This window comes from Paeniglutamicibacter sulfureus (assembly GCF_039535115.1).
GTDB classification, from domain to species: domain Bacteria; phylum Actinomycetota; class Actinomycetes; order Actinomycetales; family Micrococcaceae; genus Paeniglutamicibacter; species Paeniglutamicibacter sulfureus.
Genome location: NZ_BAAAWO010000001.1, coordinates 2,169,461 through 2,184,263 on the forward strand (window position 1 = coordinate 2,169,461; position 14,803 = coordinate 2,184,263).

Below are 14,803 nucleotides of genomic sequence, written 5' to 3' on the forward strand. Positions count from 1 at the left end.
TCGTTGCCGGGCGCCGCTAGCGCGCCAATTTCTTCAGTTCGGTGGCCGGATCGGCCAGCGCGAGCGGATCGACCTTGATGCTGCGGTCAATGATGCGGCGTGCCGCCCGCACCGTCAGCCCGCCGTCGATAGCCGCGGCTCCGAGCATCAGGCCCTCGGCGTCGAGGCGGAAGGCCGCGATCGGCACGCCGTCAAGCATCCGCACCACGTGCTCGCCATCCCCGTGCATCGACCCCACGCCCTCTACGTGTACCCCGTGCCGGTCCGACCAGAACCAGGATGCGCCGTGCACCGGCGGCTCCTGGTTCAGGATCGCGGCGGCCGCCGTGGCTCCGGCGTTCATGGCGTGTTCCCAGTGCTCGGCGCGGCGCAGCAGCGTGCCGTCGGCCAGCCGGGTACGGGCGGAGTCGCCCACCGCGAATACGCGCGGGTGGGAAGTGGCGCCTCGTTCATCGACCAGCACCCCGTTGTCTGTATCCAGGCCGGCGGCCTCGGCCAGTTCGGTGGCGGCGATGATGCCGATGCCCACCAGCACCACGTCGGCCGCGATGGTTTCACCGGTAGACAGAAGGATGCCGTAGCCCTCGGCGTCTTGGGTGATTTCCTCCGGGATTCCGGTGACGGTGCGCACCTGGTGCTCGGAATGCATGGCGTGCAGTCGGCTGGCCAGCACTTCGCCGATTGCCGGGACCAGCGGGATTTCCACGGGGTCGACTAACGTGACTTCCGCACCGAAAGCGCGGGCGGAGGAAGCTGTTTCCGCACCGATCAGCCCGGCACCGACAATCGCGAGGCGGACGCCCGGAGCCAGGAGCCCACGCAGCGTGTCGGCATCATTCTTGGTGCGAAGTTCCAGGACCCCGGGAAGGTCCCCGCCGGGGATGGACAGGCGGCGGGCCCGCCCGCCGGTGGCCAGCACGAAGCGGTCCGCGACCAGCACCCTGCCGTCAGCCAGCGTTGCCGTGCCCGCGTCCGGGTCCAGCGCGGTGGCGGTGCCGGTGATGACGGTGACGTTGTTTTCCACGTACCAGGTTGCCGGCGCCAGGGCGATTCCTGCTGCGTCCTTGGAACCGGCCAGGTAGTCCTTGCTCAACGGTGGACGGTCGTAGGGCAGGCCCTCCGGGTCGATGATGGACAGCGTCCCGGCGAAACCGCGTCCCCGCAGTTCCTTGGCGGCGGTGAAGCCGGAGAGGCCACCACCAATGATCACAACAGATTCGACGCTCATCGATTTTTCCTTGGGTTTCAGGCGGGTGGAAGAAAGTGGACGATTGCGGCTAGGCGTCGACGACGCTCACGGCCGGGTAAAGCAGCACGTCGTTGCCTGAAACCTCGACCTTGTGGGTGCGGGCAGCGAGGGTGGCGGGCATGCACAGGGCCGTGCCGGATTTCAGGCAGAACTTGGCCGAGTGCACCGGGCATTCGACCTCGGTGCCCTCGATCCAGCCGTCGGCAAGGGACGCGGTCTCATGCGTGCAGGTGTCGTCCAGCGCATAGAAGTTGCCGTCCTCGGCGTGGAACACCGCGATGTCCTCGCCCGTGCCGTTCTCCTCGGCGGGGATGACCTTCGCTTCTCCCTCGTCGATGTCATCGATGGTTCCGATATTGATTGCTTCGCTCATGGCGTCCTCCTGCTAAAAATCCGTGTGGGTGGTGGCAGCTGCTGCCGGGGATCAGGCCGATTCGCCCGCGGGTGCCGGCGCGGGCCGTTCGTGCCAGGCCGGGGTGTTCATCAGTTCGGCCCAGTGCCTGTAGAAGCTGCGGCCCGCGGCGTCCGAGTAGAGTTCCGAGGTTTGCCCGGGATACACCCCGTCCTCGCGCTCCGAGCCGATGCCCATCTGGAAGTTCAACGGCACCGAGTTGGTGACGAAGCCACCGGAAACCGCTTGGATCTCCGACCAATTTTCCCCGTCGTCGGCCTCGAAGATGCCCGAGGGCCCGAAGGTGCGCAGATTGTAGAGTCGCTGGGCGTCCTTGACGTCCTCCGGCATCGACTTGTCCACCAGAATCCAGGCCCAGACCTCGATCTTGTTCGGTCCCTTGGGGTGCCAGATGCGGATCGAGCCGTTGACCGGCAAGTAGGAAAACGACGGGAAGACCGTGGCGTGGCCGGTGGTCATCGGGCCCTCCACCGCGGCGTCGCCCAGGCGCTCCCGCAGGGCGTCGTAGTCGTAGTGCTCGTGCACCGCTTGGGCGTCGAAGCGGGACTTGGGGTGCGTGGGGAAACCCGCGCCGTGTCCATTCGGCGAGAGGAACTGGCGCCCGGGCGTCGCAACGATCTCGGCCTTGGGGCCCTTGCCGGTCGGCGACATGACCATCAGCGCGGAGGCGTGTGACATGTTCACGTGGTACCAGTCGGTGGCGAACTGTTCCGCGGCCAGCTTCCAGTTGCCCTCCAGCTCCCACTTCATCACCCCGCCGATGACCTCGGTGCCTTCCGGGTCGCGGTCGAGCATGGCGTCCAGGTAGTAGCGCATGTCGCCCAGGGTTTCTTCGAGGTCCTCGGCGTCCTTGTCCCAGTTGCCGAAGAGCAGGCCCTTGTATTCGGCCACGCGGGGGACCTCGATCAGGCCCCACTGCTTCTTGTCGAAGTCCTCGGGGTAGGCCTTCTCGTTGGGCACCGTCTGCAGGGCGCCGGCCAGGTCGAAGGACCATCCGTGGTAGGTGCAGGTGAACATCTTGGTGGCGCCGGCGTCGGCGCGGCACAACCTCATCCCGCGGTGGCGGCAGGAGTTCAGGTAGGCGCGGATCGTCTTGGTCTTGTCCATGGTGACGATCACCGGGTCCTGCCCCATGAAGGTGGTAAAGAAGTCGCCGGGCTTCTTGAACTGGCTGGCATGGGCCAGGAAGAGCCAACTGCGGGCGAAGATCCGGCGCATTTCCTGGTCGTAGATCCCTGGGTCCGTGTAGATGGACCGATCGATGAGCCCGCCTTCGGCGTCGACCAGCGCGGAGACGTCGATGTTCTTCGGGCCGTGTTCGGAGCCGCGCATCTTGCCGATGGCGGCATTCGCCTCAGAGGGGCAGCTGTCCGTGGTGCTCATGTGGATCGTTTCCTCCTGGGCGCTCGCCGCCCGACGGATGATGGGGTGTGGTCGTGCTCTCAATAAGACCCCAGGAGAGAGGCAAAGAGCCAACGCCCGTGCCGAACCCCAGCACGCACAACCCTGTCAACACGGGCGGCCCACGCATTTCCACCGGCTCAAATGCAATGTCCCGGCCACGACGACCCGGGGCTGCGGCCAGGACATATTTCGGGGAACCTGACGTCCGGTGTGCTCCCGTCTGGACGCCATGAACTTCCGGTCCAAGCGTGGGCAAGGCCCGGTTGCCGTTCCACCCTGCGGCACGCTGCTTGGGAATCCTCGGGCTCGGCCAGCCATGCTTCCATGTGACACAACTCGCAAACACACCACGGAGTCACCATGGCAACCCCTTCCCACACCGGGCTGGACGCAGCACAGCAACACCCTGAGGCAACGCCCAAGGAAACCCGCCGGGCACTGATATCCAGCTTCCTGGGCTCGACGGTCGAATACTACGACTTTCTGCTCTACGGCGCTGCCGCCGGACTGGTCTTCCCCCACCTGTTCTTCCCGGAGAGCATGGACAAGGGCCTTGGCACCGCGCTGTCGTTCGTGATCCTGCTGGCCGGCTACATCGCCCGCCCCGTGGGTGGCGTGCTCTTCGGTCACTTCGGTGACAAGTTTGGCCGCAAGAACATCCTGTTCATCACGCTGATGATGATGGGCCTGGTCTCGGTCGCCATCGGCCTGATGCCGACGTACCAGACCATCGGCATCGCGGCGCCGCTGCTCCTGGTTCTGCTGCGCGTCATCCAGGGCCTGGCGGTGGGCGGCGAATGGGCAGGCGCCACGCTGATGGCCGCCGAACACGTGAAGGAAAAGAACCGCGGCTTCGCTGCCTCCATCGCCGTGACCGGCGGTCCGACCGGATCCGTGCTGGCTACCCTGATCCTTGGCCTCTTCGCGGGGCTCCCCGAGGAGGCATTCCTGGCCTGGGGCTGGCGCATCCCGTTCCTGCTTTCCGCGGTGCTGGTGATCATCGGCCTGTACATGCGTTACCGCGTGACCGAGTCTCCCGACTTCCTCAGGGCCAAGGCCACGGGAGCAACCCACACCGGGATGCCGTTGGCCCGTGTGCTGCGTGACTACCCGAAGGAAACCATCCTGGGCACCCTGGCCGTGGCCGGCCCGCTGTTCATGCAGGCCATGCTTGCGATCTTCATGGTCCCCTACGTCGTTGCCTCCGGCGCGGTGGACCGGCAGACCGCGCTGATGATGCTCACCGCTTCGTCCCTCGTGCACATCTTCGCGATCCCGTTCTTCGCCTGGCTCTCGGACCGCTACGGCCGCCGCCCGGTCATGCTCGCCGGCGCGCTGATTTCCGTGGCTCTGGTCTTCCCGATGTTCGCGCTGTTCAACTCCGGAGTCTTCTGGATGATCGCCCTGGGCTTCATGGTCGGCAACCCGATCATCCAGGCCTCCATGTACGGCCCGATCGGCGCCTTCCTGGCCGAGAAGTTCGACACCGAATCCCGCTACACCGGTGTCTCGCTGACCTTCCAGGTCGGCTCGGTGCTCGGCGCGGGCATGGCCCCGCTGATGAGCCAGTGGCTGGTCAAGCTGGGTAACGGCGGCGGAACGAACAACATCGCCTGGTACTTCATCTTCCTGATTGCCGTCGGTGCCGCATGTGTGCTGATGTCCAAGGAAACCCTGAAGCGCAAGTAATCCACCACACGGCATACCGCCATCCGGCGGTTGTGCTGCCAGATGGCACCCGGTTGTCCCGATCGGGTGCCATCGCCGTTAAGGTGGGAGTCAACTCCCCATTTCCCCCTGACTACTGGAGACACAAAGACCATGGCACTACCTGCAACCCTGTCCGAGTTCACCGCACGCTGGGACAAGTTCCGCGAATCACTGGGTTTCGAGGACATCACCTTCACGCTGCGCCTCTCCCCGCACGCCGTCACCGAGGACTCGATGAGTTTCTCGATGCCCTTGTGCGACGAGCTGGCCCAGGCCAATGGCATGTTTGCCGCCGCATCGCTCTTTGGTGCCGCGGATATCGCCGGGACCTTCCTGGCCATGAACGCCTACGCGGACGCCGGACAGTTCCCCTTGGCCGTGCAGTCGAACGTGAACTTCATGTCCAACTCCAAGTCCGGTCCGGCGGTTGCCACCGCACGCATCCTGCGCGGCGGGGCCTCGGTGGTCGTGGCCGAGGTGCAGGTCGCCGATGCGGAGGCCAAGGTTCTGGTGCACACCACCTTCACGTACGTGCTCAAGGAACGCCGGCTGGGCAAGTAGCCTCCACCCAAGCCGTCAGCGGGAAACCGGGTGCAGCAGCGAGCCGAAAATCGCGCTGGCCCGCACCACCGCGGATTGCCAGTCGCGCGCGAATTCCTCCGGGTCCTCGGTGAACGCGTAACGAGTGATGGTCCCGGCCAGTAGAACCAGGGCGTGCTGGGCGCCGGGATCCGTCGGCAATTCGTGGGCCAGCAGCGCCGCCTGGTGCGGCTTGAGCCGTTCGATCAGTGCGGTGGCCACCAGCTGCTCGGCCGCCTGCACGTGCACATGGGTGCGTCGGCGCAGCTCGGGGAAGGCCCGCACCATTTCGCGCCGCCTCCGGAATCCCTCGCCGGCGTGGGTGCTCGTGTTCAGCACCGCGGCAAGGAGCTTGGCGGTGCGCGGCAGCACCTCCAGCTTGGAGGAGACGAAGTCTTCCCAGTCGGCCTCCGGCAGCCAGGGCTCGCGGGTGCCAAGCACCGCGTCCTCCTTGGTGGGGAAGTAGTTGAAGAAGCTGCGCCGCGAGACCCCCGCAGCCGAGGCAACGGCATCGACGGTGGTCGCCGCCAGGCCCTTTTCAAGCACCAATGCCACGGCCGCCTCGTGGATCTGCGTCCAATGGCGGTTCCGCCGGGCCGTGCGTCCGCCCTCGTTTGTCTCGTCCATTCCTAAATTATGCACCAGTGCACGTTTAGCTACCGCCAGTTGGTTCGCTGTTTACCCGGCAACCACGGGGCTTCTCCTAAAAACGTTGAATGATTCGTGCCGCTCTATGGAACAACAGCGTGTCTTCGTTCGGCGCGTGGGATGGAATGAAAGCAAGCAAAATCTTCAAGTCGCCAATCGAACGGAGCGCCAGGAATGCAACAAGCACTCATCGCCATGTCGCACTCTCCCCTGCTGGAGCACACCAACCCGCCAGAGGACGTCAAGGCAGCTGTCGACGCCGCCTTCGAGCAGGTTCGTGCGTTTGCCAAGGAATTCAACCCGGACTTGGTCGTCAACTTCGGCCCGGACCACTACAACGGGTTCTTCTACGACCTGATGCCCCCGTTCTGCGTGGGCTACGAAGCCCATGGCACGGGCGACTACGATTCCTGGGCCGGACCGATCAACGTCCCGACCACCGAGGCCGAAAAACTGGCCCAGTACATCATCGACCAAGACATCGACACCGCGATCTCCCGCAAGATGGAGGTCGACCACGGGGCCGTGCAGCCCATGGAAATCATCTTCGGCGGCCTCGACACCGTCCCGGTGATCCCCATTTTCGTCAACTCCGTCGCCCGTCCCTTCACCAAGGTCTCGCGCGTGCGCAAGTTCGGCCAGGCAGTGGGCGAATACTTCAAGGACTCGGACAAGAAGGTCCTGTTCATCGGTTCCGGCGGACTGTCCCACGACCCGCCGGTCCCGCAGATCGCCACCGCCACCGAAGCACAGCGCGCCATGCTGACCAACGGCCGCAACCCCACCCCGGAGGCGCGCGCGGCCCGCCAAGCCAACACCATCAACACGGCCATCAAGTTCGCCGCGGGAGAGGCCGACATCATGGACCTGAACCCCGAATGGGACCGGGCCTTCCTCGAGGTCTGCAGGTCCGGGAACGTCGGGGGCTTCGACGCCTACACCGCGGATGAGATGGACGCGGTCGCGGGGCACTCCTCGCACGAAGTCCGCACCTGGGTCGCCGCCTACTCCGCCCTGCGCGCCTGCGGCGAATACGAGGTCAACTACGAGTTCTACAAGCCGATCAAGGAATACATTGCCGGCTTTGGCGTCACCACCGCGGTACTGAAGAAATGAGCGAAACCACCATGAGCACCGAACGCACGCAACTCCTGGATTCCCTGGCCGCGGACCTGCTGGCCGCCACCGAGACCCTCGAACCGATCGCCCCGCTGCGGGACCGCGTTCAAGGCATGGACGTCAACGACGCCTACCGCATCCAGGACACGCAATTGCGCGCCCACGTTGACGCCGGCCGTATCTTGGCCGGGCGCAAGGTCGGACTGACCTCGCTGGCCATGCAGAAGCAGCTCGGCGTTGACTCCCCGGACTTCGGCTTCTTCTTCACCGATATGGTGCACCACGAAGACGCGCAGATCGCCGCCGGTTCCTTCATCTCCCCCAAGGTCGAACCCGAATTCGGCTTCGTGCTGAAGGAAGCCCTCACAGGTCCGGGTGTTACCCGCGAACAGGCAGCCGCAGCCATCGGCGAAATCTACGCGGCCATCGAGATCATCGACTCGCGCATTGCCAACTGGGACATCCGCCTGGTGGACACCGTGGCCGACAACGCCTCCTGCGGCGCCATCGCCGTGGGAACCAAGCCGCTGGACGTGAAGGTCGAGGACCTCGGCTCGGTTGAATGCTCGCTGCTGATCGATGGCGAAAAGCAGGCCACGGGCAGCGGAACCGATGTCATGGGCGATCCCGTCGCCCCGCTGGCGTGGCTGGCCAACGTCCTGGGCGAGCAAGGGGTGCCCCTCGAGGCCGGCCAGCTGATTTTGCCCGGCTCCTTCACTGGCGCCCTGCCGGTGATCGCCGGCCAGTCGGCCACCGCCGACTTCGGCACCCTGGGCTCGCTGAGCATCAACTTCATCTAATTCCCCCTCTTCTTCGTTACCTGTCACTAAGGAAGTAACCAGCCATGGCAAAGAAAACAGCCGCAATTGTCGGCTCCGGCAACATCGGCACCGACCTGATGTTCAAGATCATGCGCCGTTCCAGCAACGTCGAGGTCAAGTACATGATCGGTGTGGACCCGGCCTCCGACGGACTGGCCCGCGCGGCTCGCCTCGGCCTGACCACCTCCGCCGAGGGCGTGGACTGGCTGCTGGCCCAGGACGAGCTCCCCGACTTCGTCTTCGAATGCACCTCCGCCAAGGCCCACGAGGCCAACGCCCCCAAGTACAAGGCCGCCGGCATCCACGCCATCGACCTGACCCCTGCCGCCGTGGGTCCGTACCTGGCACCTGTCGTGAACCTGGACTCGTTGACCGACACCATGAACGTCAACATGATCACCTGCGCCGGGCAGGCCACCACCCCGATCGTTGCCGCCGTCTCCTCCGTGGTCCCGGTCGAGTATGCCGAGATCGTCGCGTCCATCGCCTCGAAGTCCGCCGGCCCGGGCACCCGCGCCAACGTGGACGAGTTCACCGAGACCACCGCCAAGGCCCTTGAGGTCGTCGGAGGTGCCAAGCGTGGCAAGGCCATCATCATCATCAACCCGGTGGAACCGCCGATGATGATGCGCAACACCATCTACTGCATGATCCCGGCCGAGGCCGCAGCCCCTGGCGCCACCAAGGATGCGATTCGCACGGCCATCGATGCCGCCGCAGCCTCCATCCGCGACTACGTCCCGGGCTACGCACTGCGCCTGGAACCGCAGTTCGAGGAAGCCCGCGAGGACTGGGGCGGCTTCGGCCGCGTCGGCATCTGGGTGCAGGTCGCCGGCGCCGCCGACTACCTGCCCGAGTACGCAGGCAACCTGGACATCATCACCGCAGCAGCCACCCGCACCGCGGACCTGCTCTCCGACAAGATCGACGCCGCGCGGGCCACCGCGCCGGCCAACTAGCAAGGACGGGGAAGCACACCATGACTGCACCCATGAACACCACCTTTGACATCCGTCTGACCGACACCACGCTGCGCGACGGCTCCCACGCCATGAGCCACCAGTTCACCGAAGAACATGTGCGCTCCGTGGTCCGCGCGCTGGATGACTCCCGCGTCGAGGTCATCGAAGTCACCCACGGCGACGGCCTGGGCGGCTCCTCCTTCAACTACGGCTTCTCCAAGGTCCCGGAGCTGGACCTGATCAAGGCAGCCGTCGACGAGGCCAAGGCCGCGAAGATCGCCGTGCTGATGCTCCCGGGCCTGGGCACCATCCACGACCTGAACCAGGCCTATGACGCCGGGGCCTCCGTCGCCCGCATCGCCACGCACTGCACCGAGGCCGACGTCTCCATCCAGCACTTCCAGCACGCCCGCAAGCTCGGCATGGAAACCGTTGGCTTCCTGATGCTCTCCCACCGCGTCTCCCCGGAGGAGCTCGCCAAGCAGGCACGCATCATGGCCGACGCCGGCTGCCAGTGCGTCTACGTCGTCGACTCCGCCGGCGCCCTGATCCTTGACGATGTCTCGGACCGCGTTGCAGCCCTGGTCACCGAGCTCGGCGACGACGCCCAGGTCGGCTTCCACGGCCACCAGAACATGAGCTTCGGCGTCGCCAACTCCGTGTTCGCCGTACGCGCCGGGGCCAAGCAAATCGATGGCACCCTGATGGCCTTGGGCGCCGGTGCGGGCAACTCCCCCACCGAGGTCCTCGCCGCCGCCTTCGACCGCCTGGACATCAAGACCGGCGTCGACATCCAGGGCGTCATGGCCGCGGCCGAAGACGTCGTCAAGCCGTTCATCACCCGCATGCCGGTCATGGACCGCGCCTCCATCATGCAGGGCTACGCCGGGGTTTACTCCTCCTTCCTGATCCACGCCGAGCGCGCGGCCGAACGCTACGGCGTCCCGGCCTACCGCATCCTCGAGGAAATCGGCAAGGCCGGCTACGTCGGCGGCCAGGAAGACATGATCGTAGACGTCGCCGTGCAGCTGGCCAACGCCCGCTAAGCCTTGATCCACCGATGAGATTTGGGAGCTGCTCGGCGTTTTAACCACGAAATGCCCGTCATATCAGGGAAAATTGAACTTGCGACAGTAACAACATTCCTGAAATGAAGGGCATCTCGTAGATGCAAGTTTCCCACAATTCCTCCGCCGTGTCAGTTTCCTTCGACGAATCGAACCTCGTGTCCGCCGCCGGGTTGCTGCCGGCCATGGTCCTGGCCCGGGACTCGGGCCTGCATGAACTGGCCGGCCAGTGGCTCAGCGTGCCCACCGACAAAGGTGCCAACGCCGGGTTAAAGATTGCTTCTCTCGTGGCCGGGATGGTGGCCGGTGCCGACTCCATTGACGATATGGCCCTGTTGCGGCACGGGGCCATGAAAAAGGTCTTCACCGCCTGCTACGCCCCCTCCACCCTGGGGTCCTTCCTGCGCTCCTTCACCTTCGGGCACGTGCGCCAGCTCGATGCCGTGGCCTCCAGGTTCCTGGTGGGCTTGAACCGCAAGGCCCCGCTGCTGGGAAACCCCGGGGAGAACGAGTTCATCTTCCTTGACGTCGATGACACCATCATCGAGGTCCACGGCTACCAGAAGCAGGGCTCGGGCTACGGATATTCCGGGGTGCGCGGGCTCAACGCCTTGCTGGCCACAGCATCCACGAAGGACGCGGTGCCGTTCATTGCCGCCCAACGCCTGCGCAAGGGCGCAGCCAACTCCGCCCGCGGAGCCAAGAAGTTCGTCACCGAGGCACTGGGCACGCTCACACGTTGCCAGCCCGGATCGAAGGTGTTGTGCCGTTTCGACTCGGCCTACTACGGCCACGGGCCGGTATCGGCGGCCATGAAGGCGGGCGCGCAGGTCTCGGTGACGGTGCGCATGGACCCGGCCGTGAAGCGGGCGATCGCCACGATCCCGGAGACTGCCTGGGAGACCATCCACTACACCGATGCGATCCTTGACGAATCCACCGGGGTCCTGGTCTCCAGCGCCGAGGTCGCCGAAACCGGCTTCACCGCGTTCACCTCCCGCAAGAAAGCCGAACGGGTTCCCGGGCGCCTGGTCGTGCGCCGAATCCCGGAACTGAACCCGAAGAAGGCCGCCGGGCAAGGCACCCTCTTTGACGCCCACCGTTTCCACGCGTTCTTCACCACCGTGGATTCCGGTGTCCTGGACACTGTCGCTGCGGACAAGACCCACCGCCAACACGCGGTCATCGAACAAGTCAACGCGGATTTAAAGGACAGCGCACTGGCCCATATGCCCTCCGGGCACTTCGGAGCCAATAGTGCATGGCTGGTGGCCGCGGCCATCGCCTACAACCTCACCCGCGCCGCCGGGATCCTGGCCGGCGGCACCTTCGCCAAGGCCAGGAGCGCAACGGTCCGGCGCAAGCTCATCCAGGTTCCGGCGCGCATCGCGCGCAGCGCCAGGAAAACCAGGCTCCGGCTTCCGCTGGATTGGCCCTGGGAAACCGAGTGGGAACGGCTCTTCACTTCCGCGCACGCCCCACCCCACATCGCCTAGAACCGTTCACCGAGCCCTCTGCGGCGCAACCAGGAAACCACCGTGGAACACCCGCCGACAGCGAGGCCGGCACCCTTCCCGTGCCCAAAAACGAAACCGCCCCCGTCCGTCGCCAGCAGACGACGACCGGGGGCGGATCGGTGGATCAAGGCTAAGCACCACCGACACGCACGGGTCCGCCCGCGGGATGCCACCATTGGTGGATTTCCGCTGGGCGGACCTTTTTGCTGCCCGGCCGTCGCTGTGACTCGGCCTGGTCCCCGGACGCCACGGCTCAAGGCAAAGGGGGGAATGCGCTTCCGGATCGGGCATTGCCCTTTGAGCCGTCCGAATGCCCCAGGGGCCATTCAAACGGGATGGTGTTACTGCTCAGACTGGTAGACGTCGGGGATTCCGTCGTCGTCCGCGTCGATGTTCTCTTGGGCCTGCAGTTTCCGGTATTGCCGGTTCCTGCTGCCGAGCAGGATGGAAGCGAGGACTGCGGCCAGGATGGAGGCGCCCAGGATGGCGACCTTCGCATGGTCGTTGGCGGGGCTGCCCAGCCCGAAGCTGAGTTCGCCGACGAGCAACGAGACGGTGAAGCCGATGCCTGCCAGGAGGCTGACGCCCGCAAGGTCCACCCATTTGAGCGCCGGGTCCAACGTCGCCTTGGTGAACCTGGCAGTCAGCCAGGTTGCCGCCAGGATCCCGATCGGTTTTCCGGCCACGAGTGCCACGATGATGCCGATGGCGACGGGGTCGCTCAAGGCCGAGGCCAGGCCCTGGAATCCGCCCACGGCGACGCCGGCGGAGAAGAAGGCGAAGACCGGCACGGCGAAACCGGCCGAGAGCGGGCGGAAACGGTGCTCGAAGACCTCGGCCAACCCCGGTCCATCGGCGTGCTTGCCGTGTTTGGTGCTGTGCAGGACCGGGATCGTGAAGGCCAGGGCAACGCCGGCGACCGTCGCATGGATGCCGGAGGCATGGAGCAGGGCCCAGGCGGCAAAGCCGATCGGCAACAAGATGAACCAGGCCGCCGACGGGTTCAATCCGAAGAAACGCCGGTACTTCTGGGCAAGAAAACCGTAGAGCGCCAGCGGGACGAGGGTGAGCAGCAGGGCGTCGGTGTTGATTTCGCTGGTGTAGAAGATCGCGATGATGGTGATCGCCATGAGGTCGTCGACGACGGCCAGGGTCAGCAGGAAGATGCGCAGCGGCGTGGGTAGGTGTGAACCGATGACCGCAAGCACCGCAACGGCGAAGGCGATGTCGGTGGCCGTGGGAATGGCCCAGCCGGAGATGGTCTCGGGGTTTCCCCAGTTGATGGCCGCGTAGATCAGTGCAGGGAGGACGACACCGCCCACCGCCGCGGCGACCGGGACGATGGCCTTGCTGATCTGGCGCAGGTCTCCCGCAACGATTTCCCGTTTAAGTTCGAGGCCGACCAGGAAGAAGAAGACTGCCAGCAGGCCGTCCGCGGCCCAGGCGCCCAGGCTCAGTTCCAGGTGCCAGGGTTCGTAGCCGATCTTCAGGTCGCGCAGGGCGAAGTAGCTTTCGGAGGCCGGTGAGTTGGCCCAGATCAGCGCAACGACCGCGGCGACGACCAGCAGGGCGCCGCCAATGGTTTCCTTGCGGAGGATCTCCCCGATCCGCAGGGCCTCCAGATAACTGCCATATCCGATCAACGGACGTTTGGACAGTGGGTTCATGCCCATGGGGTTGGGTCCTTAAAGTGGGTTCGACAATTGACATTGCCGACCAGACTTCCCGGCGCACCTGACTACAACCCTACGGCATATTGCTAGTGCCCGGCCCCAAGCTTTCCTCCCATGCGCTCGCGCATTTTGCGGCTGGCCGCGTTCAGTCCCTCGATCTCGACTGTCTTGCCGTACTTCTCGTATTTTGCGGTGATGGCATCCAGGGAGGCGATGGTGGAGGCGTCCCAGAGGTGGGAGTTGTACATGTCGATGACGACGCGGTCGGGGTCTTCGACATAGTCGAACTGGGTGTAGAGGTCGTTGGACGATGCGAAGAAGAGTTCACCATTGACTTCGTACTTGGCGATCTTTACCCCGAAGTGTTCCTCGATGCGTCGTTCCACGGTGACCAGGTGGGCGACCCTGTTGGCGAAGAGGACCATGGCGGTGAGCACCCCGACGCCAACGCCGATGGCCAGGTTGTGCGTCCAGACGGTGACGACGACAGTAGCGAGCATGACGGTGGTTTCACTCTTGGGCATCATGCGCAGGGTGGAGGGCTTGATGCTGTGCCAATCGAAGGTGGCCACGGACACGAAGATCATCACGGCCACCAGCGCGGCCATCGGGATCAGCGCCACGATGCCGCCGAGCGCGACGACCAAGATGAGCAGGAAAACTCCGGCCAGGAAGGTGGAGATGCGGGTCCTGGCGCCGGAGGCCTTGACGTTGATCATGGTCTGCCCGATCATCGCGCAACCGCCCATGCCGCCGAAGAATCCGGTGATGATGTTCGCCGCCCCCTGGCCCCAGGATTCTCGGGTCTTGTTGGAACGGGTGTCGGTAACGTCATCGACAAGCTTGGCGGTCATCAGGGACTCCAGCAGGCCCACGAAGGCCATGGCCAGCGCGTAGGGGAACAGGATCTGCAGGGTTTCGAAATTCAGTGGAACGTTCGGCAGGAACAGGGCCGGCAGGCTCTCGGGCATCTCACCCTTGTCCCCGACGGTGGGGACCGCCAGGGATGCGACAACGGCAATAAGGGTCAGAACGACGATGGCAACCAGGGGCGCGGGGACCACGGCGGTGAGTTTGGGAAGGCCGAAGACAATCAGCAGGCCCAGGATGGTGAGTGGGTAGACCATCCAGGGGACGCCCAGGAGCTCGGGGACCTGAGACATGAAGATCAGGATGGCCAGGGCATTGACGAAGCCGACCATGACTTGGCGGGGAATGAACCTCATCAACTTGGCCACGCCCAGCAGGGCGAGGATGACCTGGAAAATGCCGGCCAGGATGACGGCGGCGATGAAGTAGTCAACGCCGTGGCTTTTCACCAGCGGGGCGATGACCAGGGCGATGGCTCCCGTTGCCGCGGAGATCATGGCCGGACGCCCGCCCAGGAAGGCGATGGAGACGGCCATCGTGAAGGAGGCGAAGAGCCCCAGGCGTGGGTCCACCCCGGCGATGATGGAGAAGGCGATGGCCTCGGGGATCAGTGCCAGCGCCACGACCAACCCGGCCAGGACCTCGGTCTTGAGCAGGCGCGGGGATTTGAGGGTGCGGAGAACGGATTGCCGTTCTTCCGGGGTCAGGATCGGGTGTCCTGCCGTGGTTTTCGTGGCCATTGATGGCTCCGTTCAGGGGAAATTGGCGCCGT

Annotated in this window: 13 protein-coding genes; 7 read left to right on the forward strand and 6 right to left on the reverse strand. The window is 65.1% G+C overall.

Annotation, left to right across the window (positions count from 1 at the left end; genetic code table 11):
- Positions 1-16: 16 nt before the first annotated feature.
- Genes ABD687_RS09910 through ABD687_RS09920 form a run of 3 tightly spaced genes read right to left on the reverse strand, consistent with a single transcriptional unit; the run spans position 17 to position 3,044 of the window.
- Complete coding sequence (locus tag ABD687_RS09910) at positions 17-1,228, reverse strand: NAD(P)/FAD-dependent oxidoreductase (protein ID WP_310291688.1); 1,212 nt, start codon at positions 1,226-1,228, stop codon at positions 17-19.
- Between the two features lie 49 nt (positions 1,229-1,277).
- The gene (locus ABD687_RS09915; RefSeq protein WP_310291686.1) at positions 1,278-1,622 is read right to left on the reverse strand and encodes a non-heme iron oxygenase ferredoxin subunit; all 345 of its coding nucleotides are present in this window, start codon (positions 1,620-1,622) and stop codon (positions 1,278-1,280) included.
- A 51-nt stretch (positions 1,623-1,673) separates the two neighbouring features.
- A complete protein-coding gene (locus ABD687_RS09920; protein WP_310291682.1) occupies positions 1,674-3,044 on the reverse strand; it encodes an aromatic ring-hydroxylating oxygenase subunit alpha in 1,371 nt (456 codons plus the stop codon).
- A gap of 381 nt (positions 3,045-3,425) precedes the next feature.
- On the opposite strand from ABD687_RS09920, the gene ABD687_RS09925 reads away from it, so the two are divergent.
- Both ABD687_RS09925 and ABD687_RS09930 read left to right on the forward strand, forming a co-directional pair.
- A complete protein-coding gene (locus ABD687_RS09925) occupies positions 3,426-4,754 on the forward strand; it encodes an MFS transporter (protein WP_310291679.1) in 1,329 nt (442 codons plus the stop codon).
- A gap of 132 nt (positions 4,755-4,886) precedes the next feature.
- Positions 4,887-5,336, forward strand: a complete 450-nt coding sequence (locus tag ABD687_RS09930) for a PaaI family thioesterase (RefSeq protein ID WP_310291677.1) — start codon at positions 4,887-4,889, stop codon at positions 5,334-5,336.
- Positions 5,337-5,351: 15 nt separating this feature from the next.
- Here ABD687_RS09930 and ABD687_RS09935 read toward each other — a convergent pair whose 3' ends face one another.
- Entirely contained in the window at positions 5,352-5,981 is a 630-nt protein-coding gene (locus tag ABD687_RS09935) for a TetR/AcrR family transcriptional regulator (RefSeq protein WP_310291674.1), read from the reverse strand.
- Between the two features lie 195 nt (positions 5,982-6,176).
- Here ABD687_RS09935 and ABD687_RS09940 point away from each other — a divergent pair, with 195 nt between their 5' ends.
- The 5 genes from ABD687_RS09940 to ABD687_RS09960 all read left to right on the forward strand — a co-directional run bounded on the left by ABD687_RS09940 (position 6,177) and on the right by ABD687_RS09960 (position 11,467).
- The gene (locus ABD687_RS09940) at positions 6,177-7,118 is read left to right on the forward strand and encodes a 3-carboxyethylcatechol 2,3-dioxygenase (RefSeq protein ID WP_310291671.1); all 942 of its coding nucleotides are present in this window, start codon (positions 6,177-6,179) and stop codon (positions 7,116-7,118) included.
- A gap of 11 nt (positions 7,119-7,129) precedes the next feature.
- Positions 7,130-7,921 (forward strand): 2-keto-4-pentenoate hydratase, encoded by a 792-nt coding sequence (locus ABD687_RS09945; RefSeq protein WP_310291668.1) that lies wholly within the window; start codon positions 7,130-7,132, stop codon positions 7,919-7,921.
- 44 nt (positions 7,922-7,965) lie between these two features.
- Complete coding sequence (locus tag ABD687_RS09950) at positions 7,966-8,901, forward strand: acetaldehyde dehydrogenase (acetylating) (RefSeq protein WP_310291666.1); 936 nt, start codon at positions 7,966-7,968, stop codon at positions 8,899-8,901.
- 20 nt (positions 8,902-8,921) lie between these two features.
- Complete coding sequence (dmpG, locus tag ABD687_RS09955; RefSeq protein ID WP_344760987.1) at positions 8,922-9,950, forward strand: 4-hydroxy-2-oxovalerate aldolase; 1,029 nt, start codon at positions 8,922-8,924, stop codon at positions 9,948-9,950.
- Positions 9,951-10,072: 122 nt separating this feature from the next.
- On the forward strand, positions 10,073-11,467 hold the full coding sequence (locus ABD687_RS09960; protein ID WP_310291662.1) for an IS1380 family transposase: 1,395 nt from the start codon (positions 10,073-10,075) through the stop codon (positions 11,465-11,467).
- A 362-nt stretch (positions 11,468-11,829) separates the two neighbouring features.
- On the opposite strand, the gene nhaA is transcribed toward ABD687_RS09960, so the two are convergent.
- Positions 11,830-13,161 carry a Na+/H+ antiporter NhaA gene (gene nhaA, locus ABD687_RS09965; RefSeq protein WP_310291661.1) on the reverse strand — a complete coding sequence of 444 codons (1,332 nt, stop codon included), beginning with the start codon at positions 13,159-13,161 and terminating at the stop codon, positions 11,830-11,832.
- Between the two features lie 86 nt (positions 13,162-13,247).
- Positions 13,248-14,771 (reverse strand): SulP family inorganic anion transporter, encoded by a 1,524-nt coding sequence (locus tag ABD687_RS09970; RefSeq protein WP_310291658.1) that lies wholly within the window; start codon positions 14,769-14,771, stop codon positions 13,248-13,250.
- Positions 14,772-14,803: the final 32 nt, after the last annotated feature.